Consider the following 24,044-nt stretch of genomic DNA (forward strand, 5'->3'; position numbering starts at 1 on the left):
TGCGCGCCCGACCTAGCCTCCCTCCTGAAGTCGCCAGATGACCGTCATGCGACGGCAATGGCAGCCATCTGTTCATGGGGGGAATGATGAACAAGCAAAGCAATCTGCAGTCGGCCAATGCGCGCAAGATCAACTCGTACAAGGCGCTGCTTGCCGGAACGGCCGTTCTGGCCGTGGTGTCTCCTGCTGCCGCGCAGGAAGCGGCCAGCGAGGATCCGGGCGAAATCGTCGTGACCGCAACCCGGCAGTCCGAAACGATTTCGAAGGTGCCGCTCAGCATCGCCGCCTACAGCCAGGAAAAGCTCGATCAGCAGGGCGTACGGCGGGTTGACGACGTCGCTCGCCTGACTCCGGGCGTCACCTTCTCGCGAGGGGACCAGCGCAATGCAGGCGCGGCGAACATTTCCATCCGCGGCATTTCGTCGGCGGCAGGGTCTTCCACCACCGGCATCTATATCGACGATACGCCCATCCAGATCCGCAACGTCGGCTTCAGCGCCTTCACGCCGTTTCCCGCAGTCTTTGACCTGCAGCGGGTCGAGGTGCTGCGCGGACCGCAGGGCACGCTGTTCGGCGCAGGGTCCGAAGGCGGCACCGTCCGTTTCATTACGCCCAGCCCGGATTTCGATGAAATGAAGTTCTATGCGCGAAGCGAACTGGCCACGACCAAGAGCGGCGAGGCAAGCTTCGAGGCGGGCGCTGCGATCAGCGTGCCGCTCGTCAAGGACAAGCTCGCCGCGCGGGTCAGCGGCTACTACCGGCGCGACGGTGGCTATATCGACCGCGTCGACTACACCAGCGGCAACGTGCTGGACAAGAATTCGAACTGGCAGGACACCAAGGTGGCCAGCGCATCGCTCGCATGGAAAGCCACCGACGCGGTCACAGTTACCCCTTCGGTCTATTTCCAGGAAACCTGGAACAACGACGCGGGCACCTATTGGGAAGTGCTGTCCGACGCCGGGAAGGGCCAGTTCAACAACGGCAATGCGGTTGCCAACTGGAATCGCGACCGTTTCGTGCTGCCCGCGCTGAAGATCGAGGCGGAGCTGGGCGACGTGTCACTGATCTCCAACACGTCCTACTTCTACCGCGACCAGAAGGCCCAGAACGATTACACCGTGTTCGAGGCCGCGCTCTGGACCGGCAACCCGTTCTATCCCGCAGGAATGTATGCGCCGGCGTTCCAGTACAACAGGCAATCCAACTTCACCCAGGAACTTCGCCTGCAGTCCAACAATCCGGACAGCCCCTTGCGCTGGGTGATCGGCGGCTTCTATGCGCACAATCGCCAGACTGCCCGCCAATTCGTCCAGGACACATTCCTGCCGGACCTGTTTGAATCGGTGACGGGCGTGCCGTTCGTGGCCGTGTTCGGCCAGGGGCTGGTGGACGACAAGTACACGTTCGTGCTCGACAAGGCGGCATCGACCGACGAACAGATCGCCGGCTTCGGGCAGGTCGACTACAACCTGACCGAACAGTTCAAGCTCACAGCCGGCCTGCGCGTGGCGCATACCAAATTCAGCACCAGCGCGCAGTTCGTCGGGCCGGTGGTCGGCCCGGATGTCGATGACACCGGCAAGCAGAGCGAAACCCCGGTGACGCCGAAGTTCGGCTTGTCCTGGCAAGCCAACGAGGACAACCTCGTCTACGCCACGGCATCGAAGGGCTTCCGCATCGGTGGCTACAATCCGGCCGTGGGCCTGCCTTGCGGTGTCTCCAGCTCTCCGGTCGCCGGAACTGCCTTGGGCAACCTCGGTCTTTCCGATCGCCCGCAGCAGTTCGGATCGGATTCGGTCTGGAGCTACGAGATCGGATCGAAGAACAAGCTGTTCGGCCGCGCGCTGACCCTGGAAAGCAGCGCGTTCCTGATCGACTGGAGCAATATCCAGCAGCAGGTCCAGCTCAACGCCTGCGGCTTCAATTTCACCCAGAATCTCGGCAAGGCGCGCAGCAAGGGCTTCGACGTGCAGTTCCAGCTCAAGGCAGCGGCCGGCCTGACCCTTGGCGGGTCGATCGGCTACACCAAGGCCGAGTTCACCCAGACGGTGAAGGGCGGTCCCGCCGCCACGCTCAACCTTGTCACCAAGGGCGACGACATTCCGCTGAACCCCTGGCAGATCGTGCTCAATGCCCAGTACGATTTCGCCGTGGGTGGCAAGGATGCCTATGTCCGGGCGGACTTCCAGCATCTGTCCCGCCAGAATGCGGACACGCCAGCCCGCAATCCCGCCAACGGCGTTGCCGACCTGACCATTCCGGGCGTGGCCGAGGTCAACAACCTCAATCTCCGGGCAGGCGTGCGCTTCGATCTGGTGGAACTGGCGGTGTTCGCCAACAACGTCACCGACGCGACGCCGCTGCTGCTGCGCCAGCATGATGTCGGCTTCTCGACGCTTTACCGCAACGCCACGTTGCGCCCGCGCACCATCGGCCTGACCGCCACTGTACGTTACTGAAGAAGGATGAGGACATGAAGGCGATGCTAAAGGCAGCTTCCGCGCTTGCCGGTCTTGGCTTGACGCTTGGTGCAGCGGTGCAGGGACACGCTGCGGAAAGCCGGGATTTCGTCATCACGAACGCGGATGTGCTGACGCCGTCCGGTTCCGCCGAGGCTCTGGCAGTCCACGACGGTGTGATCGTGGCTGTCGGTACGACCGCGGATGCCGAGGCAAAACTGCCCGGCGCGCGGCGGATCGACCTGAAGGGTGCGGCGGTGATGCCGGGGCTGGTCGACAGCCACGTCCACGTGACCTTCGCCGGGCTCGAACAGTTTGCCTGTCGCATCAGGCCCGGTGCCATGGCCAGGGAGATCGCCGAAACGGTGAAGGGCTGCGTTGCCAAGGCCAAGCCGGGCGAATGGATCAACGGCGGCAACTGGGTGGCGGCGGGTTTCCGCAAGGGCGAGCAGAACAAGGCCTTCCTCGATCGCCTCGCCCCGGCAAACCCGGTCGTTCTGGTGGACGAATCGCACCACAGCCTCTGGGTCAATTCCGCGGCCCTGAGGGCTGCCGGGATCACCCGCCAGACCCCTGATCCGGCAGGGGGCGTGATCGACCGTGACGGCAAGGGCGAACCGACGGGCCTCCTGCGCGAAACGGCGGCGGGGCTCGTTTATTCAGTGGTCCCCGCGCCCAGCGAGGAGATGCGGCGCGCCGCGCTCAAGCTCTCGACCGGGCAGATGCTATCCTATGGCATCACCGCATTTGCCGATGCCGGGGTGACGATGGCGGATGTCGGAACGCTGTCGGCGCTTTCGGCCGAAGGCGTGCTCAAGCAGCGGGTGCGCGGCTGCATGCGCTGGACGCCGCTGCTGGGAGACACGCCCGAAGCCAACGGCATGGCGCTGATCAATGCGCGCGCCGCCTATTCCACGCCGCGCTTCCGGCTGGATTGCGTCAAGGTCGTGCTCGATGGCGTCCCCACCGAGAGCCGCACCGCCTATATGCTCGATCCCTATCTGGCGCATGGCCATGATGACGTGCCGACGCGGGGGCTGCCGATGATCACGCCCGACCGGCTGAACCCGGCCATCGCCGCGTTCGACAGGATGGGCCTTACGGTGAAGTTCCATGCGGTTGGCGATGCCGCCGTGCGCGAGGCCATCGATTCGGTTGCCAATGCCCGCAAGGTCAATGGCTGGGGCGGACCATCGCACGACGTCGGCCATAACAGTTTCGTCTCCCCCGAGGATATCACCCGCGTGCGCGATCTGCAGATGACATGGGAATTCTCGCCCTACATCTGGTATCCCACGCCGATCGCTTCCAAAGATATCCGTGGCGTGATCGGCGACGAGCGGATGAAGCGGTGGATTCCCATTCGCGATGCGCTCGAAACCGGCGCGCTGGTCGTTGCCGGATCTGACTGGTCGGTCGTTCCGTCGGTCAATCCGTGGATCGCCATCGAAACGATGGTCACCCGCCAGATCCCGGGAGGCAGCGCGGAGACATTGGGCGAAGGGCAGAAGATCACTCTTGCCCAGGCTCTGCGCATCTTCACCGAGAACGGCGCCAGCTTCCTTGGTCAGCGCGACCAGTTCGGCAGCATCGAGACCGGCATGAAGGCCGATTTCATCGTCGTGGAGCGCAGTCCCTACAAGGTCCCTGTGAACGAAATCCACAAGACCAAGGTGTTGCAGACGTTCATTGACGGCGAGCAAGTCTACCTGTCTTCCGAAGCAACAGGTCAGGGCGCTCCATGAAATCGAGCTGCCGCTGAAGTAAGCCCTGCGCGCGCAAGGGCTGTCTTGAAAACTCTGCTAATGGGGGCAAGCGACCGTTTGCTCCCATTATTCATGGGTGAGCGCTGCCGTGACCCCCCGGAATTTCTTGATCGCGGCGCGCAAGGGCGGCCAGTCACAGACCGGGCAGACTTGATAGACGGCAGAGCTATGCCGACGTCTCAACTGTTGGGAAGGTGGCCCGCTGGGAAGTGGTGCCCGGGGACGGAGTCGAACCGCCGACACCGTGATTTTCAGTCACGTGCTCTACCAACTGAGCTACCCGGGCATCGCCTGACGGCCGCTTTTGCAAGGGCCGTTCAGATTGGAAGCGCGCCTATGGCGAAGCGCGGCGGGCTTGGCAAGCCCCCAAGTGCAGGAAAATTTCGCTGCGCCCGGATTGCGCAGTTCAGTCCTCAGGGTCCACTTCGGCAGGGCGACCGGGGAGGGCGTAGCCGTCCTCCAGCCAGCGCACGAGATCGCGGTCGCGGCAGCGGGTGGAGCAGAACGGGCTGTGGGCTTCGGAGCGAGGCTTGCCGCAGATCGGGCAGCGCTTTCCGGGCTTGGCGGCGGGAATGGTCATAGCGGCACCGCCTGCGCGAAACCGCCGGAAAGGGCAAGGGCCGGATCGGGTGCAAGCCGCACGACCCGACCGGTGCGGCGTGCGAGTTCCTCAAGCCAGTCGGGCCGCATTGCATCGAGGGTACGCGGATTTGCGCAGAGCAGCAGTGCGCCAGGCTCTGCCACGCGCTCTGCCTGGCGTAGCAGGATGCGAGCACTGGCGGCTGCCGGGTTGCGTGCGTATCGCGCAACGAGCGAGGGACGTTCGAGCCGGGAGACGAGCTGGACGAAGCCGAACCCGTTCATTCCTGTCCGCTCGCCCCGCCAGCCGGCTTCCGCGAGCGCGGCCTCGAGCGCGGCGTCAATGGCCTGGCGGTCCTTGCGGTCCTGCACGGTGGGGAAATCGATGCCAACGTTGCCGCCGATGTCCAGGCGCATCAGCGCGCCGGCGATGGCCGGCACAGCCGCAAGGGCGAGCTGCGCGGGCTGGCCGAAGCCATCGACGTCGATCAGGGTCATGGCCGGGGTCGGGCTGACCAGCAGCGAGCCGCCGGCAAAGGGAATCTCGCCGCTCTGCGCCTGTTCCACAAGTTCGTCCCAGCCACATTCGACAAAGGTGCGGTCGGTGGCGGGAAGGATGCGGACATGGTCCCCGGCCGCGCCGAGCCGGGCGGCGAGATCCGGCGCCGGCGTGGGCACTTCGCCGGGGGCGACGCGGACCACGGGGAGCTTGGTGCGTCCCTTTTCCGCAATCGAGGCGCGCACGACGCGCACGACCAGCCGGACGCCCTCGGTCGCCTCGCGCGGGAGCTGATCGATCAGCGCGTCATCGCCGCTGTCGAGGCGGACGGTGCCGCGACGTCCTCCGGCCGGGCGCGAGACGAGGCGGGCTTCGGCCACTAGACCGGGGCGCAGGGCCTCGCCCCAGTCGATGCGGGCAGCGCGGATTTCAGCGTCGGCGCAGAGGATGGCGCGGGTCTCGCCAATCCCCTGTTCGACCAGCCATTCAGCGGACATCGAGTCCGGCAGCGCGAAGGAGGCGGCGCGTTTCGTAGAGGGGCAGGCCGACCACGCCCGAATGGCTCCCCGACAGCCAGGCGCAGAAACCTTCGGCGCTGCCCTGGATCGCATAGCCACCAGCCTTGCCGTGCCATTCGCCGCCCGCGATGTAGGCTTCGATTTCCTCGTCGGAGAGGCGCTTGAAGCGCAGGATTGTCTCCGACAGCGCCTCGCGCAGCGTGCCATCGGGGGTGATGACGGCCACGGCCGAGAACACGCGATGGCGGCGGCCCGAAAGCAGTGCGAGGCACTGGCGCGCGGTTGCCTCGTCCTCGGCCTTGGGCAGGATGCGGGCTCCCGTGCCGACCACGGTGTCGCCGGCAAGAACCAGGCAACCGGGCGCAAGCGCGGCTGCGGCGCGCGCCTTTTCCGCCGCGAGGCGAACGGCATGGTCGCGGGGGCGTTCACCCTTGAGCGGGGATTCGTCGAGGTCGGTGGCGAGAACGCGCGCAGGGGAAACGCCGAGGCGCGACAGGAGTTCGAGGCGCCGCGGGCTGGCGGAGGCCAGGACCAATTCCGGATTTTGGGCGACGGGCGAGGCTTCGCCCGCCATCAGAAGCCGCCGGGACCGCCGCGACCGGGCATGAAGCGGTATGTGATGCGCCCCTTCGTCAGGTCGTAGGGCGTCAGTTCGACCAGGACTTCGTCGCCGACGAGGACGCGGATGCGGTTCTTGCGCATCTTGCCCGCGGTGTGGCCGAGGATCTCGTGATCGTTTTCGAGGCGCACGCGGAACATCGCGTTGGGCAGCAGTTCCACGACCGTGCCGCGCATTTCGAGGAGTTCTTCTTTCGCCATCGGCGGGTTCGGCTGCCTTTGCTTGTTGACGAGTCCGAACGCACGAAACATCGGATGGAATCCGCGCGCGCCCGCACTTTGGCGCGCCCATAGCGATGTGCGACGGAAAAGGAAAGAGGGGGCGGACAACTGCGCGTCCTGTCTCCGCGACCGCCGTTCAGCATGCTGCAATGCGACAAAATGATACCAAATGCGCGTTGTCCGCCCGGGACCGGATGGCCACCCTTGGCGTTGACTGTGGCGCCTTGGCTGGTGCTCCTGGTTTTTGTTCAAGGGTTGAGTTTGTGAGATTTTCAGCAGCGTCTTCGCTGGCAACACTGGCCTTCTGCCTCGCGGCGATCAATCCGGCGATGGCGCAGGACGTGACGGCGGGCACCGATTCAAGTGGAATGGAAGATCCGGCCCAGGCTGGCGACGATGAAATCGTTGCCGAGCCCGACCAGATCCTCGTCGTCGCCACGCGGATCAAGGGGCAAGTCGATACCGCGCAGCCGCCGATCGCCGTGCTCGATGAGGAAGCGATCGCGTCCTATGGCGCCGGATCGATCCAGGACCTGCTGAGCGCGCTTTCCCCCCAGACCTCGTCGGGGCGCGGGCGCGGCGACGGGGCGCCGGTGGTGCTGCTCAACGGGATGCGCATATCTGGCTTCCGCGAAATGCGTGGGCTCCCGCCCGAGGCCATTCGCCGGGTCGAGATCCTGCCCGAGGAGGTCGCGCTCAAGTTCGGCTATCGCCCTGACCAGCGCGTGGTGAACTTCATCCTCAAGGACAATTTCAGCAGCTACGGCAGCGACAGCGAACTGCGCCTGCCCAGCGGCGGCGGCTTTTCCGAGTGGGAGCAGGAATTCACGCTTGCGAAAATCGCCGGCAGCAACCGCATCAACGTGACCGCCAAGCTGGAAGACACCAGCCCTCTCACCGAGGCGGAGCGCGCGATTGCGCAGGCCGGTTCCACCGCACGGCTCGCCGGCGATCCCGACCCCGCGCAGTACCGCACGCTGATCGGCGACAGCAAGTCGGCGCAGGTCAACGCCACGCTTGCCCGCGCCCTGGGTGGCGGGGCGGGCCTCAGCGTCAACCTACTGGCGCAACGCGACGATGCACGTACGCTCAACGGGCTCAACACGGTGACCCTGACGGACGTGGACGGAACGCAAGTCCTGCGCACCACCGATCAGCCCCGGCCCATTACCACCCGGCGGCGGACGACGACCCTCCAGGCGGGCGCCGCCCTCAACAAGCCGCTTGGCGACTGGTTCCTTGCCGTGACGGCCGACGGCGGACACGTCGAGACCCGCAGCACGATCGACAACCGCGCAGACCTTTCGGGCCTTCAGGCGCTGGTCGATGCGGGCACGATCACCGCGACAGGGAGCCTGCCTTCATCCGCCATCGTTCCGGGCGCTGCCGATCGCGCGCTGTCAAAGACGGATTCGCTGTCCAGCCTTGCCACGATGAGCGGCGCCCCCCTGCGCCTCCCGGGCGGCGAAATGGCGCTGACCGTGAAGGCCGGGTTCGATTATTCGGGCATCGAGAGCAGCGATACCCGCACCTCCACAGGGCAGGTCAATCTCGAACGCGGCGATGCCCAGGCCGGGTTCAGCCTCGACCTGCCGATCACCAGCCGCAAGGAGGGCTTCGGAGCAGGCGCGGGGGACATTTCGCTGAATGCCAACGCCGAAGTGCACCGGCTGTCGGACTTCGGCACGCTCTACAACTGGGGCGGAGGGCTTACCTGGGCGCCGACCGAGAAGCTGAGCCTGCAGGCGACCTACGTCGTTGCCGACAAGGCCCCCGGCCTTACCGACCTTGGCGGTCCGACCACGGTCACGCAGAACGTATCGCTCTATGACTTCACGCGCGGCGAGACGGTGCTGGCGACGGTGCTTTCGGGCGGCAATCCGGGCCTGCGCGAGGAGCGCCAGCGCGACTGGAAGTTCGGCGTCAACTGGACGCTGCCCTTCCTCAAGGATTCCACGTTCGTCGCGGAGTATTTCCGCAACCGTTCGACCAACACCACCAATTCCTTCCCGCTGCTGACCCCGGCGGTCGAGGCGGCCTTTCCGGGGCGGGTGGTGCGCGATGCCGATGGCCGGATCGTTTCGGTCGACCAGAGCGCGGTGACCTTTGCCGAGGAAAAGGGATCGCGGTTGCGCTATGGCGTCAACCTGTCGGGGAGCTTCGGCAAGCCCGATCCCAACATGCGGCGCGGCCCGATGGCGGGGATGCGCGGGCCCGGCGGGCCCGGCGGCGGGCCGCGCATGGGCGCTGGCGGGCCTCCGGGCGACGGGCCTCATGGTGCGGGGCGTCCTGGCGGCGGCATGCGAATGCGCGGCGGGCCCGGTGGCCGGGGTGGCTTCAATTCCGACGGGCGCGGCCGGTGGAACCTTTCAGTCTTCCACACCGTGCGCTTCCAGCAGTCTGTGCAGATCGCGCCGGGCGGCGAGGTGTTCGACCTGCTCGATGGCGAGGCTATCAGCAGCGGCGTGGCACGCCATTCGATCGAGATGGAAGGAGGCGGCTTCTACCGCGGCTTCGGCCTGAGGTTGAATGCCACGTACACCGGCGGCTCGCGCATTGAATCGAGCGGTGCGCCCGGCGCCAGCACGCTGCACTTCGCGCCGATCGCCACTTTCAACTTCCGCGCATTCGCCGATCTCGGGCGCAAGGAGAAGCTGGTCGAGAAGGTGCCGTTCCTCAAGGGGTCGCGCATTTCGCTGTCGGTCGACAACTTGTTCAACGCGCAGCAGCGCGTGACGGACGCGACCGGTTCGGTGCCGCTGCGCTATCAGCCGGGTTATCTGGACCCGCGCGGACGGGTGTTCGAGATCGAGTTCCGAAAGCAGTTCTGAGGGCGCGCCGGCCCGTCGTCACACCGACCGCTTGCCGCCCTGAACCCACAGGCGCGCCCGTTCGCGGGACCGGGCCTGTGGGTTCAGGAGGTCCATGCGGGAAAACCCTGAGCCTGCGCTTCGTCGGAGCGCTGGGGAAAGGGCAGGTGCGGCCCATTGCGCCGCGCGCCCGAGCGACTATCTGCTTGTCACGCCATGGCCCGCAAGCCCCAGACCCCGCCCGACCGAGAGACCGAGCGCTTCCACGAGGAGCGGGCCGCCACGACCCTGCGCGGCGCCGACCGGCCGGACATTGAGCTTGGCGCCGGTGTGATCCGCGAAACGGTACAGACGCTCAAGCCCAAGCCCGGCGTCTACCGCATGCTCGATGCGCGGGGCGATGTCCTCTACGTTGGCAAGGCGCGCGCTCTGAAGAACCGGGTGGCGAACTACACCCAGGTCGAACGCCTGCCCAACCGTCTTCGCCGCATGGTCAGCCAGACGCGCAGCATGACCATCGTCACCACCAATTCGGAAGCCGAGGCGCTGCTGCTCGAGGCACAGCTCATCAAGCGTTTCCGGCCGCCCTACAATGTCCTGCTGCGTGACGACAAATCGTTCCCCTTCATCCTCCTGCGCGGGGATCACGCGTTCCCGCGCATCAGCAAGCATCGCGGCGCGCGCAAGGCCAAGGGCAACTACTACGGTCCGTTCGCCAGTGCCGGCAGTGTGAACACCACGATCAACGCGCTGCAGAAGCTGTTCCTGTTGAGGAGTTGCAACGACGGGTTCATGGCGCGGCGTGACAGGCCGTGCCTGCTTTACCAGATCCGGCGCTGCTCGGCCCCTTGCGTCGGCCGGATATCGGAAGCCGACTACGGCGAGCTGGTACGGCAGGCGAAGGATTTCCTCGGCGGAAAGTCGGGCGCGGTGCAGCGCGAGATCGAGGCGCAGATGCACAAGGCGGCCGAGGACCTCGATTTCGAGCGCGCCGCCATGTTGCGCGACCGGTTGCGCGCCGCGACGTTCATCCAGGGGAGCCAGGCGATCAATGCCGAAGGCGTGGGCAATGCCGATGTCTTCGCCATGGCGACGAAGGGCGGGCAGGTGGCCGTGCAGGCCTTCTTCATCCGGGGCGGCCAGAACTGGGGCCACCGCGCCTTCTTCCCCAGCCACACCGAGGGCTTGTCGGAAGAGGAAGTGATGACCAGCTTCCTGGCGCAGTTCTACGAGGAAGTGCCGCCTGCAAGATTGATCCTCGTCGATCGCGCCTTGCCCGAGGCGGATCTGCTGGCCGAAGCCTTGTGCGAAGCCGCCGGAGGGAAGGTCGAGATATCGGTGCCCCAGCGCGGCGACCGGCGCCGTCTCATGGAACAGGCGCAGCGCAATGCCGTGGAAGCGCTCGACCGGCGCATGGCCGAAAGCGGAACCAAGGCGAAGGTCATGCGGGAACTGGCCGAATTCCTCGAACTGCCTGAAGTCCCGCAGCGAATCGAGATCTACGACAACAGCCACATCCAGGGGACCAATGCCCTTGGCGCGATGGTCGTCGCGGGGCCGGAAGGGTTTGTGAAGGGCCAGTACCGCAAATGGAACATCAAGCTGGCCCAGACGAATGACGACTTCGCGATGATGCGCGAGGTGATGACCCGCCGCTTCGGGCGCGCGCAGGAGGAGGACCCCGATCGGGAAAGCGGCAACTGGCCCGATCTTGTGCTGATCGATGGCGGCAAGGGGCAGATGAGCGCGGTGAAGGAGGCCCTGGGCGAACTCGGCATCGAGGACGTTCCGCTGGTTGCCATCGCCAAGGGCCCGCACCATGGGCGCGAGGGGCGTGAGGTGTTCCATTTTCCCGACGGGCGCGAGAAGATGCTGCCGGTGAACTCGCCGGTGCTGTTCCAGCTTCAGGTCATGCGCGACGAAGTGCACCGTTTTGCCATCGGCGCGCATCGGGCGAAGCGCAGCCGCGCGATCACCGCGAGCCCGCTGGACGAGATTCCCGGAATCGGCCCCGCGCGCAAGCGGGCGCTGTTGCTGCACTTCGGCACTGCGGGCAAGGTGCGCGCGGCGAGCCTCGAGGACCTTCAGCGCGCACCGGGCGTAAGTGCGGCGGTCGCGCAGACGATCTACGACTTCTACCATCCCTCGGGATAGGAGGACACGATGCGGGAAGAATCCAGGGCCTGGGCCGACGAGGCGGTGCGGCGGATCGAGGCGGATTTCAACCGCTCAGCCGACACGCATCTCATCCGCGTAGAACTTCCACGCTTTCCGGGCATCACGCTCTATCTCAAGGACGAGAGCGTCCATCCGACCGGCAGTCTCAAGCACCGGCTCGCCCGCTCGCTGATCCTCTATGGCCTGTGCAACAATCGCATCGGGCCCGACACGCTGTTGGTCGATGCGACGAGTGGCTCCACGGCGGTGTCGGAAGCCTATTTCGCCCGGCTGATCGGCCTGCGCTTCGTGGCGGTTATTCCGCGCAGCACGTCACCCGCGAAGATCGATGCGATCCGCTTTCACGGCGGGGAGGTGCACATGGTCGATACCGCGGCGCAGATGTACGCGGAGGCGGCGCGCCTTGCGGACGACGCGGGCGGTTTGTTCCTTGACCAGTTCACGTATGCCGAGCGCGCGACCGACTGGCGCGGCAACAACAACATCGCGCAATCCATCTTCCAGCAGATGTCGCGCGAGGATCATCCGGTGCCGTCGTGGATCGTGTGCGGGGCTGGGACCGGTGGTACTTCCGCCACGCTCGGGCGCTTCATCCGTTACGGCCGCCATGCGACACGGCTTTGCGTTGCAGATCCTGAAGGCTCGGTGTTCCACCTCCACCATGCCGACCGAAGCGTCACAGAGCCGTCCCGGGGAGTGCGCTGCATGATCGAGGGAATCGGCCGGCCGCGCGTGGAGCCTTCTTTCCTGCCCGACGTGATCGACCGCATGATCGCGGTGCCCGATGCGGCGTCGATCGGTGCGATGCGGGCCATCGCAGCGCGGATCGGACGTCCGGTCGGGGGTTCGACAGGAACCAATGTCCACGCTTGCCTCGAGATCGCGCAGGAAATGGCAGCTTCCGGCGAGACCGGGTCGATCGTCACGATCCTGTGCGATTCCGGGCTGCGCTATGCGGGGACCTACTACGACGATGCCTGGCTCGACGGGCAGGGCATCGACTGGCGGGCCGACGAGGTGCGCGTCGCGGCGTTGCTTTCCTGACACGCCCCAACGGCAAAGCTTCCTTTCCGACGAGGTAACCCTGTTTGTTGGGTGCCGGTTGACGGTCCGCAGCGCCAAGTTCGCTTTGGACCTGCGGCTGGCACCGGGACGCCTTGCGCAGCGGAGAGACGTGAAATGGGACGCATCGCGGCGCTGGGGGCGCTATCGCTGGCATTCGCTTCGCCGCTGATGGCGCAGGCGGCGAACGGAGTAGGGACACCGTTCGAACTGGCCTTCTGGCAATCGGTCGCCGGAAGTGACGACCCTGCCGTCTACGAGGCTTATCTCCAGCAGTACCCGACAGGTACGTTCAGCGCGCTGGCGAAGGCCAAGGTCGCGAGCCTGCGCAAGGGTGCGGTGCCCGAGCGCACGGCGGAACCTGCCGTGGCTGCCGAGCCTGCCGTGGCTGCCGAACCTGCCGTGATTGCGGAGGCCGCTGCCGCGAGACCTGTCTCGGAGGCCGTGCAGGCAGCGGTTCCCGATACTGATGCGGCCCTGCTCGGCGAACTGGCGCGGTCGCAGGAGCCGGGCGCCAGCACTGCCCAGGTCGCGGCTGCACAGGGCTTCGCCTTGCCGCTGCGCCCGTCGCTGGCCGACGTGCCGGATCTGCCGCTGCCGGGCGCGTTCTGCTCGGCCGAACAGCGCAATGCATTTTACGAAACCCGCTACAAGCCGGTGCTTGAGCAGGCACGGTCGAACAATGCGGCGGCGGTGGCGCACATGCACAGGCTGCAGCAGGCATACGACAGCTACCAGCTTTCGCGCGACCCCGCGCCGATGAACGCGATTGCTGCCGAAGCGCGCGACTACCAGCAGCAAGTGGCGGCCATGACATACAGCCGCCAGGCCGCGCTCGTGCGGCAGTTCGATGCGATCATGGCCGTGCCCGTATCGGCCTGCCAGGTGGCGGCGGCCGCGAAATGAAAAGCTTCGTCGGCGCGTTTGCGGCATTTGCCTTGCTTGCGGCGTCTCCCGCCGGCGCGCAGGGGTGCCTCGACCGCGAGACGCTGACCGCCGCGCGCGTGCACGAATTCTCGACGATGATGCTGGCGGTGTCGTTGCGCTGCCGGGCAATCGGCGTGGACATCGGCGCGGGCAATTCCGCCATGCTCGCAACGCACGGTCCGGTCTTTGCCGCAGCGCACCGTCGTCTGCAGGCCTTCTTCGGGCCCGATGCTCATGCCTTCGATGGCTATGCGACGCGGCTCGGCAACCGATATGGCGCAGGCGCGACCGACCCGGCCAACTGCCGGCGCTTCGAAACCGTCGCTCGCGACCTTGCGGCAAGCCCCGGTCCTGCCGCGCTTGGCCGCGTTGTCTTCGCGATGGTGGCGCAGCCGAAGATTGCCGGACCGGCCTGTCCGCCGCGCTGATCAGCCTTCCCTGGGCTTTCGCGTGATCGGGCGGATCAGCCCTTCCTGCGCGACGCTGGCGACGAGCCTGCCCTCGCGCGTGTAGATCCGGCCCCGGTTGAAACCGCGCGCGCGGCCCGCCCACGGGCTGTCGCAGGCGTAGAGCAGCCATTCGTCCGCGCGGAAATCGTCGTGGAACCACACTGCGTGGTCCAGGCTGGCCCCCATCATGTTGCCCTTGGACCAGCTTATGTCGTGGGGCAACGTGGAGGTGCCGAGCAGCGTCATGTCGCTGGCATAGGCCAGCACCGCGCGGTGGATGCGCGGATCGTCGGGCAGCGAGGCGACCGAGCGGAACCACGTGTGCGAAACCGGATCGCGGGGGCCGCTGTCCATCCAGTGGCGCGCTTCGAGCGGGCGCAGTTCGATGGGGCGGGGCTGAAGCATCTGGCGGCGCATCGCCTCGGGCACCTTGTCGGCATACTTGCGCCGCAATTCCACTTCGCTCGGCAGATTCTCGGGCGGGGCGACCGTAGGCATCGCGTCCGCATGATAGACGCCGTCCTCGCGCTTGTGGAACGATGCCACCATGTTGAGGATCGGCTTGCCAAGCTGGCTTGCCACCACGCGCCGGTTGGAGAACGAGCCGCCGTCGAGGTCTCGCTCCACCTTGAAGTCGATTTCGTGGTCCTCGCTACCGCCGCGCAGGAAATAGGCGTGAAGCGAATGGACCGGACGGTCATCGGGCACAGTGCGCTCTGCACTGGCGAGCGCCTGGCCGATGACCTGCCCGCCGAAGACGCGCCCCACGCCGCCGATCTTGCGCCGCCCTTCGAAGCGGTCGCCACCATGGTCCTTCACGTCGAGCAGCGTCAGCAGGCCGTCCACCAGTTCCTGCGGACTCGGATTTTCGTTCTCGGTCATGTGCGTTCGATGAACCGAGCTCCCGTTTACGTCAACGGTATGCGTCAGCGCAGCCCACGTACCTTGCCGTAGAGCCGCCAGCACATCGCCTTGGCCCTGTTCGATGCAGGCCAGCGCCTGGGCGCCCCCGGCTTCAGCCCCATTGACCGCAGCAGCCCGTTGAATGCGCGTGCATCGGCTTCGGCAAAGCTCCACTCCGAACGCCACGTGATCGAAAGCGATACCGATGGGGAGGGGCCGTTGGTGACGAAGTGCGGCGACATCACCGGAACGTAGAGCGCCTCTCCGGGGGAAAGTGGCCATTGCCTGCCGTGGCCGAGCAGTTCGTCCCGCCAGAACAGCTCGCGCCCGCCGCCGGTATGATAGGTCTCGTGTGTTTCGTCCGGCGCGAAGCGGGAATCGCCGGCCGGGAACATCGTCATCACCTTGCTGCCCATGAGTTGCAGCAGGATATTGTGTTCGGGATCGAAGTGGTACGGGGTGACCCCGTCGGGGCTCGTCACGAAGACAAAGCCCTGCGGTTTCAGCATCGCCCCCGTTCGCGCCTCGATGGTTGGGCGCAATCCCTCCAGCAACTCTCCAAGCAGCGCGGCATAGGCCGGCACCTGCTCGACATTCTTCAGCGCTGCCCAGCTCCCGGTGGAGGCGATATTGCGAATGGTCTCGCCAATCCCGATGCCGTTGGGCGGGGCCTTCCCGCCGTTGAGCCCGATGGGCAGGTCGGCGCGGTTGTATTCGACCGAATGCGCGGGCAGTTCCTCGCCAAGGGCGGCGAGTGCATCGAGTTGCAGAAGTGGATGATCGCGCAGCCGGTGGACGAGCTTGTGCGGCGTCTCGGGATAGCAGGCGGAAAAGGCCGCGCATGACGTGGCATCGAATGTCTCGATTGACGCGGCGGTCATCTGCGAAGGAGTTGCAAGGTTCATGCACCGATTCCAGTCGGGTTGCGTTGCAGTTCGAGGGCAAGCGTCGTTTTGAAGATCGCACGCCGGATCTTGCCACCGATGCCGACCGACAGGCGCCCGATGGGGCGCCGTTCGGTCCAGATGCTGTCGATCATCGGGTGATCGGGCGCGGCGCAGCTATCGCACCAGGTCACGTCGTCCCGGCGCAGCAATGCGAGGTTTTCCAGTTGCAGGAGGACGCCGGGCGAGAAGCGGGCGAGCGTCTCGTCGAATGCGGTCTTGTAGGAGAAGCTGCCCGGCGGCGTGATGAAGTTCGCCAGCATCGCGACAGGTCGCCCGTCCAGCGTCAGCGAAAGCCGTTCCAGCTTACCGAGCGCCGCCGCCTGGATCAGTGCCTGGCGGAAGAGCGATGCGGTTTCGGGGGCAAAGGCCATGGCGCTTGCCGACCGCCCTTTCCAGCCAGCCGCTTCAAGCGCCAGAAAGGTCTCGATCCACGCGTCGATCCCTTGCGCATCCTCGCGCCGCTCGAACGCCAGCGCTCCCTGTTCGGCAAGCCTGGCATGTTGGCGGCGAAGTTCCTTGCGCTTCTTGCCTCGCAGCGCACGTTCCAGATAGGCTTCCGGGCTCAGCGGAGAGTGCAGCAAGGCCCTCTGTTCGCGCATCACCAGTCCCGCGGGACGGCCATTTTCGAAGCACAGGTCCATCAGGCACTGGGTCAGCGGCTGCTCGAGGGGCATTGCCGGCAGGTGCAGGAACAGCGCGCCATCGTCGGGCGCTGCCTTGTCGGCCCAATCCAGCAATCCTTGCCAGAACAGTGTCTCGCATCCGGCGCGCACCAGCGGTGTACCAAGGAAGGCATTGGCGTGCTGCCACGAGGCAAGGTGTCGCAGGGGCCAGCGTTGATAGCTGCGTTGCATGACGATCGGCATGAGCCCGATCAGCCTGCCGCCGGTCCTTATCGCGAGGATGCGTGCCGCACGGTCGGCATCGAAGGCTTCCAGTGCGGGAAGGAGATACCAGTGTTCGAAGAAGGGGTTCGGCGTCGTCGCCGCATCGGCAAGCTCCGCCCAAAGGCTTATCGCTTGCGCGCCTGCCCACTGGTCCCAGGGCTCCATGCTGGTGATCAGTTCGGCCGCCGGGCGCGACAGATCGGGCATCAGGGTTAAGGACGGGGCATGCAATTTGGCGAGTCTCCGTCGCCTCGATAGCGGAGCAGGCCCGAAGAGCTGGTTAACGCGCTGATTGTGATGGCTGTTCCCGTTTCGAGGGCAAGGAAAAACCCCGCCCGGATGAAGCCGGACGGGGTTCCTTCTCCCCAACTCGGGGCGTTCGGCGGTGTTACCCCGCCGCGTGTGCTGCCAGCGCCGCGAGCAGAAGCAGCGCGACGATGTTGGTAATCTTGATCATCGGGTTCACTGCCGGGCCGGCAGTGTCTTTGTACGGGTCGCCCACGGTATCGCCGGTCACGGCCGCCTTGTGCGCGTCCGAACCCTTGCCGCCGTGGTTGCCGTCCTCGATGTACTTCTTGGCATTGTCCCACGCGCCGCCGCCCGAGGTCATCGAGATTGCGACGAACAGGCCGCCGACGATAACGCCGAGCAGCAGTGCGCCAAGCGCGGCGAAGCCGTTGGCCTGCCCCCCAACCGCGGCGATCACGAAGTATACCGCGATCGGCGCCAGTACCGGCAGCAGCGAAGGCACGATCATTTCCTTGATCGCGGCCTTGGTCACGAGGTCGACGGTGCGGGCGTAGTCGGGCTTCGAAGTGCCCGCCATGATACCCGGATTTTCGCGGAACTGGTCACGCACGTCGATCACCACATCGCCCGCCGCGCGGCCCACTGCGGTCATGCCCATCGCACCGAACAGGTACGGCAGGAGAGCGCCGAGCAGCAGCCCGACGATGACATAGGGGTTCTCGAGGCTGAAGCTGACCGCGAGGTTCGGGAAGAACTCGCGAAGGTCGGTGGTGTAGGCAGCGAACAGGACGAGCGCGGCAAGGCCGGCCGATCCGATCGCGTAGCCCTTGGTCACGGCCTTGGTGGTGTTGCCCACCGCATCGAGCGCGTCGGTCTTTTCACGGACCGAATCGTCGAGGCCTGCCATTTCGGCAATGCCGCCTGCGTTGTCGGTGACAGGACCGTAGGCATCCAGCGCGACGACCATGCCGGCCAGAGCCAGCATCGCGGTTGCCGCATAGGCAATGCCGATCAGCCCGGCGAGCTGGTAGGCAATGATGATGCCGGCGCAAATCACGATCGTCGGCATCGCGGTCGATTCAAGGCTGATGGCCAGTCCCTGGATGACGTTGGTGCCGTGGCCGGTTTCCGACGACTTGGCGATGGAGCGCACCGGGCGGTAGTTGGTGCCGGTATAGTACTCGGTGATCCAGATGATCAGGCCGGTGATGACCAGACCGAGCAGCGAGCAGTAGAACAGCACGCGGCCCGAGAAGGTCACCGTGTTGTCGAGGATGGTGTACGACATCGAGGTTTCCATGTCGCCCAGCGCATAGGAAATGGCCCACCAGATCGCACCGACAGAGAGCACGGCGGTGACAAGGAAGCCCTTGTACATCGCGCCCATGATGTTGTTCGACGAACCCAGCTTCACGAAGTAGGTGCCGATGATCGAGGTGACGATGCACACGCCGCCGATCAGCAACGGAAGCGCCATCATCGGGGCGAGGGCAGCGCCGAGGCCCTTGAGCAGCAGCGCGGTCAGAACCATCGTTGCGCCCACGGTCACGACGTAGGTCTCGAACAGGTCGGCGGCCATGCCGGCGCAGTCGCCGACGTTGTCGCCCACGTTGTCGGCGATGACGGCGGGGTTGCGCGGATCGTCTTCGGGGATGCCTGCTTCCACCTTGCCGACGAGGTCGGCGCCGACGTCAGCAGCCTTGGTGAAGATGCCACCGCCCAGACGTGCGAAAATGGAGATCAGCGATGCGCCGAAGGCCAGCGCAACCAGCCCGTCCACCACGGTGCGATCGTCGCCGCCTACGGTGTAACCGGCAATGTCGGTCAGGTAGTGGTAGAACACCGCGATGGCGAGCAGGGCAAGGCCCGCCACCAGCATGCCGGTGATCGCCCCTGCACGGAATGCCAGCGTGAGACCGGCCTGAAGCCCATTCTGCGCTGCGGCCGCCGTTCGCACGTTCGAGCGAACAGAGATGTTCATCCCGATGAAGCCCGCAACGCCCGAAAGCACTGCGCCGATCACGAAGCCCGTTGCCGAGATCGTGCCCAGCGTAGCCGCGATGATCACGGCAACGACCACGCCGACTATGGCGATCGTGGTGTACTGGCGCTTGAGGTAGGCTTGCGCGCCTTCCTGGATGGCGGCGGCGATTTCCTGCATCTTGGAATTGCCGGCCGGTGCGCCAAGCACCTGGCGGCTGGTCACGAAGCCATAAACGACGGCAAGTAACCCGAGTATTATCGATAATACGACTAGGTTCACGTTGGCATCCCCCTTTATCTCCCGGACCACGAATGATCCGTCCCCGTCGTTGCGGGTCGGGCGGAAGCTATAGGTTTATTCCCGCCCCGCAAGTCCTTCGATGCGGTGCGCCAGTCGGTTTTTAATCGTGCGAATAACCGAGCCGACCCTCGGGTGGCACGCCGTCGACCGTAACGGCTGTTGCCATGCGGGCTACAGCATGGCCGATGCGAACGGCAGGGATCGGTGGAACCGATCGTGCGGGAAGGCAGAACAGCAACTCGTAATCATCGCCCCAGCGCATCGCCTCGTCGCGGCGCGTGGCGGGAAGGGCGGGCGGGAAGGCGACCGAGGCACTGTCGATGGCGAAAGTCACGTTGCTGGCATCCGCCATGCGCGCTGCATCGATCAGCAGGCCGTCGGACACGTCCATCATAGCCGTGACCATGCCTGCCAGCGCGCGACCTTCGGCAAGGCGTGGCACGGGCCGACGAAAGGCCGTGCTGTCCGCGGCGGTGCCATCGCGCAGCGCCTCGAACCCGAGCATCGCCGCTCCGACCGGGCCGGTGATCCACAGCACATCGCCCACCCTGGCGCCGCGCCGGTCGGGCACGGGATGTGAAGTCGCGCGGCCCAGGGCAGTCAGGCCGAGGCTGCGCGGGCCATTGCCGCTTACCGTGTCGCCGCCCAGCAGCGGAACGCCGAAGGTCGCCAGCGCCGCACCGAGCCCTTCGATGAAGCGCGCGTCTTCATCGTTGTCGAGCGTATACCCCAGCAGGACGCCGACAGGTTCCGCGCCCTTGGATGCAAGGTCCGACAGGTTCGTCGCCACCAGCTTCCACGCCACATCCGCCATGTCCTGCCCCGGCAGCCAGTGCACGCCCTCGACCATCATGTCGTGGGTCAGGACCATCGTTTCGCCGCCGAAGTCCAGCACTGCGCAATCGTCCGCGAGGGCGCGGGCGGCCGGGTGCGTGGCCAGCGCGCGCATCGCTTCGATCAGGGCGGATTCCTTGCTCACGCCCCGGTCTATGGGGTGGAGCGGCTGTCTCCACAAGCCTGCTTGACCAGCGGCCTTGCGGTCCTTAATCGTTCGATTAAAGAGTATTCGAGAGGAGTCGGAGAAGAAATGGCTACAGCCTATATCGTCGATGCGGTTCGCACGGCAGGCGGTCGGCGCGGGGGCAGGCTTGCGGGCGTCCATCCGGTGGACCTCGCCGCTCGCAGCCTCGATGCGATCGTCGCGCGCACCGGCATCGACCCGACCGCGGTCGACGACGTCATCATGGGCTGCGTCACCCAGGCCGGTCAGCAGGCAATGCAGGTGGGCCGCAACGCGGTGCTCGCCTCGAAGCTGCTGCCGCAGTCGACGCCGGCCGTCACCATCGACCGCCAGTGCGGTTCTTCGCAGCAGGCGATCCAGTTCGCGGCGCAGGCTGTCATGTCTGGCGTGCAGGATATGGTCATCGCGGCGGGCGTCGAGAGCATGAGCCGCGTGCCGATGGGCTCCAACGCCACGTTCCACATGAAGGAGGGGCTCGGTCACTACAAGTCGCCGGGGCTGGAAGAAAAGTATCCCGGGGTCATGTTCTCCCAGTTCATGGGCGCGGAAATGATCGTGAAGAAGCATGGCTTCACCAAGGACGATCTCGACCGCTTCTCGCTGGACAGCCATCGCAAGGCGATTGCGGCAACCAATGCCCAGGCCTTCGCGAACGAAATCGTGCCGGTAGAGATCGAGACGCCCGAAGGCCCCGCAATGCACACCGTGGACGAAGGTATCCGCTTCGACGCTACGCTCGAGGGCATCGCCGGCGTCAAGCTGCTCAGCCCCGAAGGCTCGCTCACCGCTGCCAGCTCCAGCCAGATCTGCGATGGTTCGAGTGCCGTGCTGGTCGTGTCGGAAGCTGCGCTCAAGGCGCATGGACTTACCCCGCTGGCGCGCATCCACAATCTGACAGTGACCGCGGGCGATCCGGTGATCATGCTCGAAGAGCCGCTCTTCGCCACCGATCGTGCATTGCAGCGCGCGGGCATGAAGATTTCCGACATCGACCTATACGAAGTGAACGAGGCGTTCGCCTCCGTTCCGATGGCTTGGCTGAAGCACACCGGCGCCGATCCGGAAAAGCTCAACGTCAACGGCGGCGCGATCGCGCTTGGCCATCCGCTGGGCGCTTCGGGCAGCAAGCTCATGGCGACGCTCGTCCACGCCCTGCGCGCGCGGGGCGGAAAGTACGGTTTGCAGACGATGTGCGAAGGCGGCGGCGTGGCCAACGTCACGATCATCGAGGCACTTTGAACATAACAAGCGTTTGAGAGAGGATTACCCCAGATGAAGCTCGACAATACCGTTGCCGCCGTCGTCACCGGCGGCGCATCCGGCCTCGGCGCCGCGACCGCCCGCGCGCTTGCCGCCAAGGGCGTGAAGGTCGCCATCTTCGACCTCCAGAAGGAAAAGGGCGAGGCCGTGGCTGCCGAAATCGGCGGCGTGTTCTGCGAAGTGAACGTGACCAGCGACGAAAGCGTCGATGCCGGCTTCGCCAAGGCCCGCGCCGCGCACGGGCAGGAGCGCATCCTCGTCAACTGCGCGGGCACCGGCAATGCCATCAAGACCGCCAGCCGTTCCAAGGAAACCGGCGAGATCAAGCACTTCCCGATGGATGCCTTCAACTGGATCATCCAGATCAACCTGGTCGGCACGTTCCGCTGCATCGCCAAGTCGGCGGCCGGCATGATGACGCTCGACCCCTGCGACGAGTTTGGCGAGCGTGGCGCGATCGTGAACACCGCTTCGGTTGCGGCGGAAGATGGCCAGATGGGCCAGGCCGCCTACTCGGCGTCGAAGGGTGGCGTCGTTGGCATGACCCTGCCGATCGCGCGCGACCTGATGAGCGAGGGCATCCGCGTCAACACCATCCTGCCCGGCATCTTCAACACCCCGCTGCTTCAGGGCGCGCCCGACAACGTCAAGGCCGCGCTTGCCGCCTCGGTCCCGTTTCCCAAGCGCCTCGGCCAGCCGGAAGAGTATGCCAATCTCGCCTTGTGCATGATCGAGACCGGCTATTTCAACGGCGAGGACGTCCGTCTCGACGGCGCCATCCGCATGGCGCCGCGCTGATGTTTTGATGCGATGAGGGGCGGGGCAGTGCATCCCGCCCCCATCGAACGGGAGAGGTCATTTGGCCGAATACAAGCAGATCACGCTCGAAATTGCCGACGGCATCGCGACCCTGACGTTGCACCGGCCGGACAAGATGAACGCCTTCACCGGCACGATGATGAACGAGATGATCGACGCGTTCGACCGTACCGACGCCGATGACAGCGTCAGGGCGGTGATCGTCACCGGATCGGGCGACCGTGCCTTCTGCGCGGGCGCGGACCTTACTCCTGACGACGGCAAGCATGTGTTTTCCAGCGGCGAGGCGGTGGAAGATCTGTCCGACCCGCGCGTGCGCGACGGCGGCGGCCTCCTGACGCTGCGCATCTACCAGTCGAAGAAGCCTGTGATCGGTGCGATCAACGGCGCCGCGGTTGGCGTGGGCGTGACCATGCAGTTGCCGATGGACATGCGCCTTGCATCGACGAAGGCGCGGTTCGGCCTGGTCTTCGCGCGGCGCGGGATCGTGCCGGAAGCGGCTTCGAGCTGGTTTCTGCCGCGCATCGTGGGTCTGCCGCAGGCGCTCGAGTGGTGCATGACCGGGCGCGTGTTCGACGCCGAGGAAGCGCTGCGCGGCGGTCTCGTGCGTTCGCTCCACGAACCCGAAGACCTGATGCCCGCAGCCCGTGCCCTTGCTCGCGAGATCGCGGACAATACCAGCGCCGTCTCGGTCGCGATGACCCGCGCGATGCTGTGGCACAATCCGAGCCTTTCGCATCCGATGGAAGCCCACCGGGTTGACAGTCGGGCGATCTATACGCTTTCGCGCGGCAAGGACGCGGCGGAGGGCATTACCAGCTTTCTCGAAAAGCGCGCTCCCAGCTACCCCGGACGCGTTTCTTCGGATATGCCGTCGTTTTATCCATGGTGGGATGAGCCAGGTTGGAAATGAGTTCAGACGTGCAGAAGGGTGACAACCTCGAGACGCCGGGCGCGCGCGATCTGCTGTTGCAGACGGCGTCGAACATCATGCGCGAAGGCGATGTCGTGGACATCTCGCTTTCCGAACTCAGTCTGCGCTCGGGCCTCAATTCGGCGCTGGTGAAGTACTACTTCGGCAACAAGGCGGGCCTGCTCAAGGCGCTGCTCGACCGCGACATGGAGAACATCGTCAAGTCGGTCGACGCGCTTCTCGCCAAGGACGATATGAGCCCGGAAGCCAAGCTGCGCCGGCACATCTCCAAGTGCATCGACACCTATTACGACTATCCCTACCTCAACCGGCTGCTCATGCGCCTGGTGCGGGACAGCGACGAGGCCGAGGCCAAGCGCATCGCCGACCAGTACCTCCTGCCGCTGCATCGTGCGTACAACCGTTTCATCGGCGAGGGCGTGAAGGCGGGGGTGTTCCGTCCGATCAACCCGCAACTGTTCTACTTCACGGTCACGGGCGCCGCAGACCGGTTCTTCTCCGCCCGTCTCGTGCTCAAGCACTGTTTCGATCAGGACACGCTGACGGAGCAACTGCGCGACAGTTATCGCGAACATACAGTCGATTTCATCATGGCGGGCATTCTCGCCCACTGACGCGCCTTGCTGCGTATCGTTGTGTGGCACGGGCCT

At 65.7% G+C, this 24,044-nt stretch carries 20 protein-coding genes and 1 tRNA gene; 11 read left to right on the forward strand and 10 right to left on the reverse strand.

Annotated elements, in window-relative coordinates:
- Positions 1–86: 86 nt before the first annotated feature.
- Positions 87–2,462, forward strand: coding sequence for a TonB-dependent receptor (locus SARO_RS05250; RefSeq protein WP_011444712.1), 2,376 nt, complete (start codon positions 87–89; stop codon positions 2,460–2,462).
- Positions 2,463–2,476: 14 nt separating this feature from the next.
- Positions 2,477–4,207 carry an amidohydrolase gene (locus SARO_RS05255; protein WP_011444713.1) on the forward strand — a complete coding sequence of 577 codons (1,731 nt, stop codon included), beginning with the start codon at positions 2,477–2,479 and terminating at the stop codon, positions 4,205–4,207.
- A gap of 231 nt (positions 4,208–4,438) precedes the next feature.
- Here SARO_RS05255 and SARO_RS05260 read toward each other — a convergent pair.
- From SARO_RS05260 to infA, 5 genes are all read right to left on the reverse strand, one after another.
- Positions 4,439–4,514: transfer RNA gene (locus tag SARO_RS05260), tRNA-Phe, on the reverse strand.
- A 120-nt stretch (positions 4,515–4,634) separates the two neighbouring features.
- Positions 4,635–4,808: a DNA gyrase inhibitor YacG gene (gene yacG, locus SARO_RS05265; RefSeq protein ID WP_011444714.1), complete on the reverse strand. Its 174-nt coding sequence runs from the start codon at positions 4,806–4,808 to the stop codon at positions 4,635–4,637.
- Positions 4,805–5,803 (reverse strand): ribonuclease E/G, encoded by a 999-nt coding sequence (locus SARO_RS05270; RefSeq protein ID WP_011444715.1) that lies wholly within the window; start codon positions 5,801–5,803, stop codon positions 4,805–4,807. The genes yacG and SARO_RS05270 overlap by 4 nt, the downstream gene beginning before the upstream one ends.
- Positions 5,793–6,398, reverse strand: a complete 606-nt coding sequence (locus SARO_RS05275; RefSeq protein ID WP_011444716.1) for a Maf family protein — start codon at positions 6,396–6,398, stop codon at positions 5,793–5,795. The genes SARO_RS05270 and SARO_RS05275 overlap by 11 nt, the downstream gene beginning before the upstream one ends.
- Positions 6,398–6,643, reverse strand: coding sequence for a translation initiation factor IF-1 (gene infA, locus SARO_RS05280; RefSeq protein WP_041550738.1), 246 nt, complete (start codon positions 6,641–6,643; stop codon positions 6,398–6,400). Before infA ends, SARO_RS05275 begins: the two co-directional genes overlap by 1 nt.
- Positions 6,644–6,927: 284 nt before the next feature.
- Here infA and SARO_RS05285 point away from each other — a divergent pair, with 284 nt between their 5' ends.
- From SARO_RS05285 to SARO_RS05305, 5 genes are all read left to right on the forward strand, one after another.
- Positions 6,928–9,495 (forward strand): TonB-dependent receptor domain-containing protein, encoded by a 2,568-nt coding sequence (locus SARO_RS05285; protein ID WP_041550179.1) that lies wholly within the window; start codon positions 6,928–6,930, stop codon positions 9,493–9,495.
- Positions 9,496–9,690: 195 nt separating this feature from the next.
- On the forward strand, positions 9,691–11,628 hold the full coding sequence (uvrC, locus tag SARO_RS05290) for an excinuclease ABC subunit UvrC (RefSeq protein ID WP_041550181.1): 1,938 nt from the start codon (positions 9,691–9,693) through the stop codon (positions 11,626–11,628).
- A gap of 9 nt (positions 11,629–11,637) precedes the next feature.
- Positions 11,638–12,696 carry a PLP-dependent cysteine synthase family protein gene (locus SARO_RS05295; RefSeq protein ID WP_011444720.1) on the forward strand — a complete coding sequence of 353 codons (1,059 nt, stop codon included), beginning with the start codon at positions 11,638–11,640 and terminating at the stop codon, positions 12,694–12,696.
- Between the two features lie 135 nt (positions 12,697–12,831).
- Complete coding sequence (locus SARO_RS05300; RefSeq protein ID WP_011444721.1) at positions 12,832–13,620, forward strand: hypothetical protein; 789 nt, start codon at positions 12,832–12,834, stop codon at positions 13,618–13,620.
- Positions 13,617–14,069: a hypothetical protein gene (locus tag SARO_RS05305; RefSeq protein ID WP_011444722.1), complete on the forward strand. Its 453-nt coding sequence runs from the start codon at positions 13,617–13,619 to the stop codon at positions 14,067–14,069. The genes SARO_RS05300 and SARO_RS05305 overlap by 4 nt, the downstream gene beginning before the upstream one ends.
- On the opposite strand, the gene SARO_RS05310 is transcribed toward SARO_RS05305, so the two are convergent.
- From SARO_RS05310 to thiL, 5 genes are all read right to left on the reverse strand, one after another.
- Positions 14,070–14,972 carry an acyl-CoA thioesterase gene (locus SARO_RS05310; protein ID WP_011444723.1) on the reverse strand — a complete coding sequence of 301 codons (903 nt, stop codon included), beginning with the start codon at positions 14,970–14,972 and terminating at the stop codon, positions 14,070–14,072.
- A 44-nt stretch (positions 14,973–15,016) separates the two neighbouring features.
- On the reverse strand, positions 15,017–15,898 hold the full coding sequence (locus tag SARO_RS05315) for a transcriptional regulator (RefSeq protein ID WP_011444724.1): 882 nt from the start codon (positions 15,896–15,898) through the stop codon (positions 15,017–15,019).
- Positions 15,895–17,034, reverse strand: a complete 1,140-nt coding sequence (locus tag SARO_RS05320; protein WP_143004779.1) for a GNAT family N-acetyltransferase — start codon at positions 17,032–17,034, stop codon at positions 15,895–15,897. Before SARO_RS05320 ends, SARO_RS05315 begins: the two co-directional genes overlap by 4 nt.
- Positions 17,035–17,215: 181 nt before the next feature.
- Positions 17,216–19,339 (reverse strand): sodium-translocating pyrophosphatase, encoded by a 2,124-nt coding sequence (locus SARO_RS05325; RefSeq protein ID WP_041550184.1) that lies wholly within the window; start codon positions 19,337–19,339, stop codon positions 17,216–17,218.
- 121 nt (positions 19,340–19,460) lie between these two features.
- Entirely contained in the window at positions 19,461–20,339 is an 879-nt protein-coding gene (gene thiL / locus SARO_RS05330; RefSeq protein WP_041550186.1) for a thiamine-phosphate kinase, read from the reverse strand.
- Between the two features lie 108 nt (positions 20,340–20,447).
- Here thiL and SARO_RS05335 point away from each other — a divergent pair, with 108 nt between their 5' ends.
- The 4 genes from SARO_RS05335 to SARO_RS05350 all read left to right on the forward strand — a co-directional run bounded on the left by SARO_RS05335 (position 20,448) and on the right by SARO_RS05350 (position 24,008).
- Complete coding sequence (locus tag SARO_RS05335) at positions 20,448–21,620, forward strand: acetyl-CoA C-acetyltransferase (RefSeq protein ID WP_011444728.1); 1,173 nt, start codon at positions 20,448–20,450, stop codon at positions 21,618–21,620.
- Positions 21,621–21,653: 33 nt separating this feature from the next.
- Positions 21,654–22,439: an SDR family NAD(P)-dependent oxidoreductase gene (locus SARO_RS05340; protein WP_011444729.1), complete on the forward strand. Its 786-nt coding sequence runs from the start codon at positions 21,654–21,656 to the stop codon at positions 22,437–22,439.
- 61 nt (positions 22,440–22,500) lie between these two features.
- A complete protein-coding gene (locus tag SARO_RS05345) occupies positions 22,501–23,373 on the forward strand; it encodes a crotonase/enoyl-CoA hydratase family protein (RefSeq protein WP_011444730.1) in 873 nt (290 codons plus the stop codon).
- Positions 23,370–24,008, forward strand: a complete 639-nt coding sequence (locus tag SARO_RS05350; RefSeq protein ID WP_011444731.1) for a TetR family transcriptional regulator — start codon at positions 23,370–23,372, stop codon at positions 24,006–24,008. Before SARO_RS05345 ends, SARO_RS05350 begins: the two co-directional genes overlap by 4 nt.
- Positions 24,009–24,044 lie beyond the last annotated feature (36 nt).

The sequence above is a fragment of the Novosphingobium aromaticivorans DSM 12444 genome (assembly GCF_000013325.1).
Taxonomy (GTDB): Bacteria; Pseudomonadota; Alphaproteobacteria; order Sphingomonadales; family Sphingomonadaceae; genus Novosphingobium; species Novosphingobium aromaticivorans.

Bases quoted from the DNA above. Each gene is read 5' to 3' on its own strand.
- SARO_RS05300 (WP_011444721.1), top strand. From the start codon at position 12,832: ATGGGACGCATCGCGGCGCTGGGGGCGCTATCGCTGGCATTCGCTTCG.
- SARO_RS05270 (WP_011444715.1), bottom strand. From the start codon at position 5,803: ATGTCCGCTGAATGGCTGGTCGAACAGGGGATTGGCGAGACCCGCGCC.
- SARO_RS05275 (WP_011444716.1), bottom strand. From the start codon at position 6,398: ATGGCGGGCGAAGCCTCGCCCGTCGCCCAAAATCCGGAATTGGTCCTG.
- yacG (WP_011444714.1), bottom strand. From the start codon at position 4,808: ATGACCATTCCCGCCGCCAAGCCCGGAAAGCGCTGCCCGATCTGCGGC.
- SARO_RS05310 (WP_011444723.1), bottom strand. From the start codon at position 14,972: ATGACCGAGAACGAAAATCCGAGTCCGCAGGAACTGGTGGACGGCCTG.
- SARO_RS05335 (WP_011444728.1), top strand. From the start codon at position 20,448: ATGGCTACAGCCTATATCGTCGATGCGGTTCGCACGGCAGGCGGTCGG.
- SARO_RS05315 (WP_011444724.1), bottom strand. From the start codon at position 15,898: ATGAACCTTGCAACTCCTTCGCAGATGACCGCCGCGTCAATCGAGACA.
- SARO_RS05305 (WP_011444722.1), top strand. From the start codon at position 13,617: ATGAAAAGCTTCGTCGGCGCGTTTGCGGCATTTGCCTTGCTTGCGGCG.
- SARO_RS05250 (WP_011444712.1), top strand. From the start codon at position 87: ATGAACAAGCAAAGCAATCTGCAGTCGGCCAATGCGCGCAAGATCAAC.
- SARO_RS05320 (WP_143004779.1), bottom strand. From the start codon at position 17,034: ATGCCCGATCTGTCGCGCCCGGCGGCCGAACTGATCACCAGCATGGAG.
- SARO_RS05340 (WP_011444729.1), top strand. From the start codon at position 21,654: ATGAAGCTCGACAATACCGTTGCCGCCGTCGTCACCGGCGGCGCATCC.
- SARO_RS05255 (WP_011444713.1), top strand. From the start codon at position 2,477: ATGAAGGCGATGCTAAAGGCAGCTTCCGCGCTTGCCGGTCTTGGCTTG.
- SARO_RS05350 (WP_011444731.1), top strand. From the start codon at position 23,370: ATGAGTTCAGACGTGCAGAAGGGTGACAACCTCGAGACGCCGGGCGCG.
- uvrC (WP_041550181.1), top strand. From the start codon at position 9,691: ATGGCCCGCAAGCCCCAGACCCCGCCCGACCGAGAGACCGAGCGCTTC.
- SARO_RS05295 (WP_011444720.1), top strand. From the start codon at position 11,638: ATGCGGGAAGAATCCAGGGCCTGGGCCGACGAGGCGGTGCGGCGGATC.
- infA (WP_041550738.1), bottom strand. From the start codon at position 6,643: ATGGCGAAAGAAGAACTCCTCGAAATGCGCGGCACGGTCGTGGAACTG.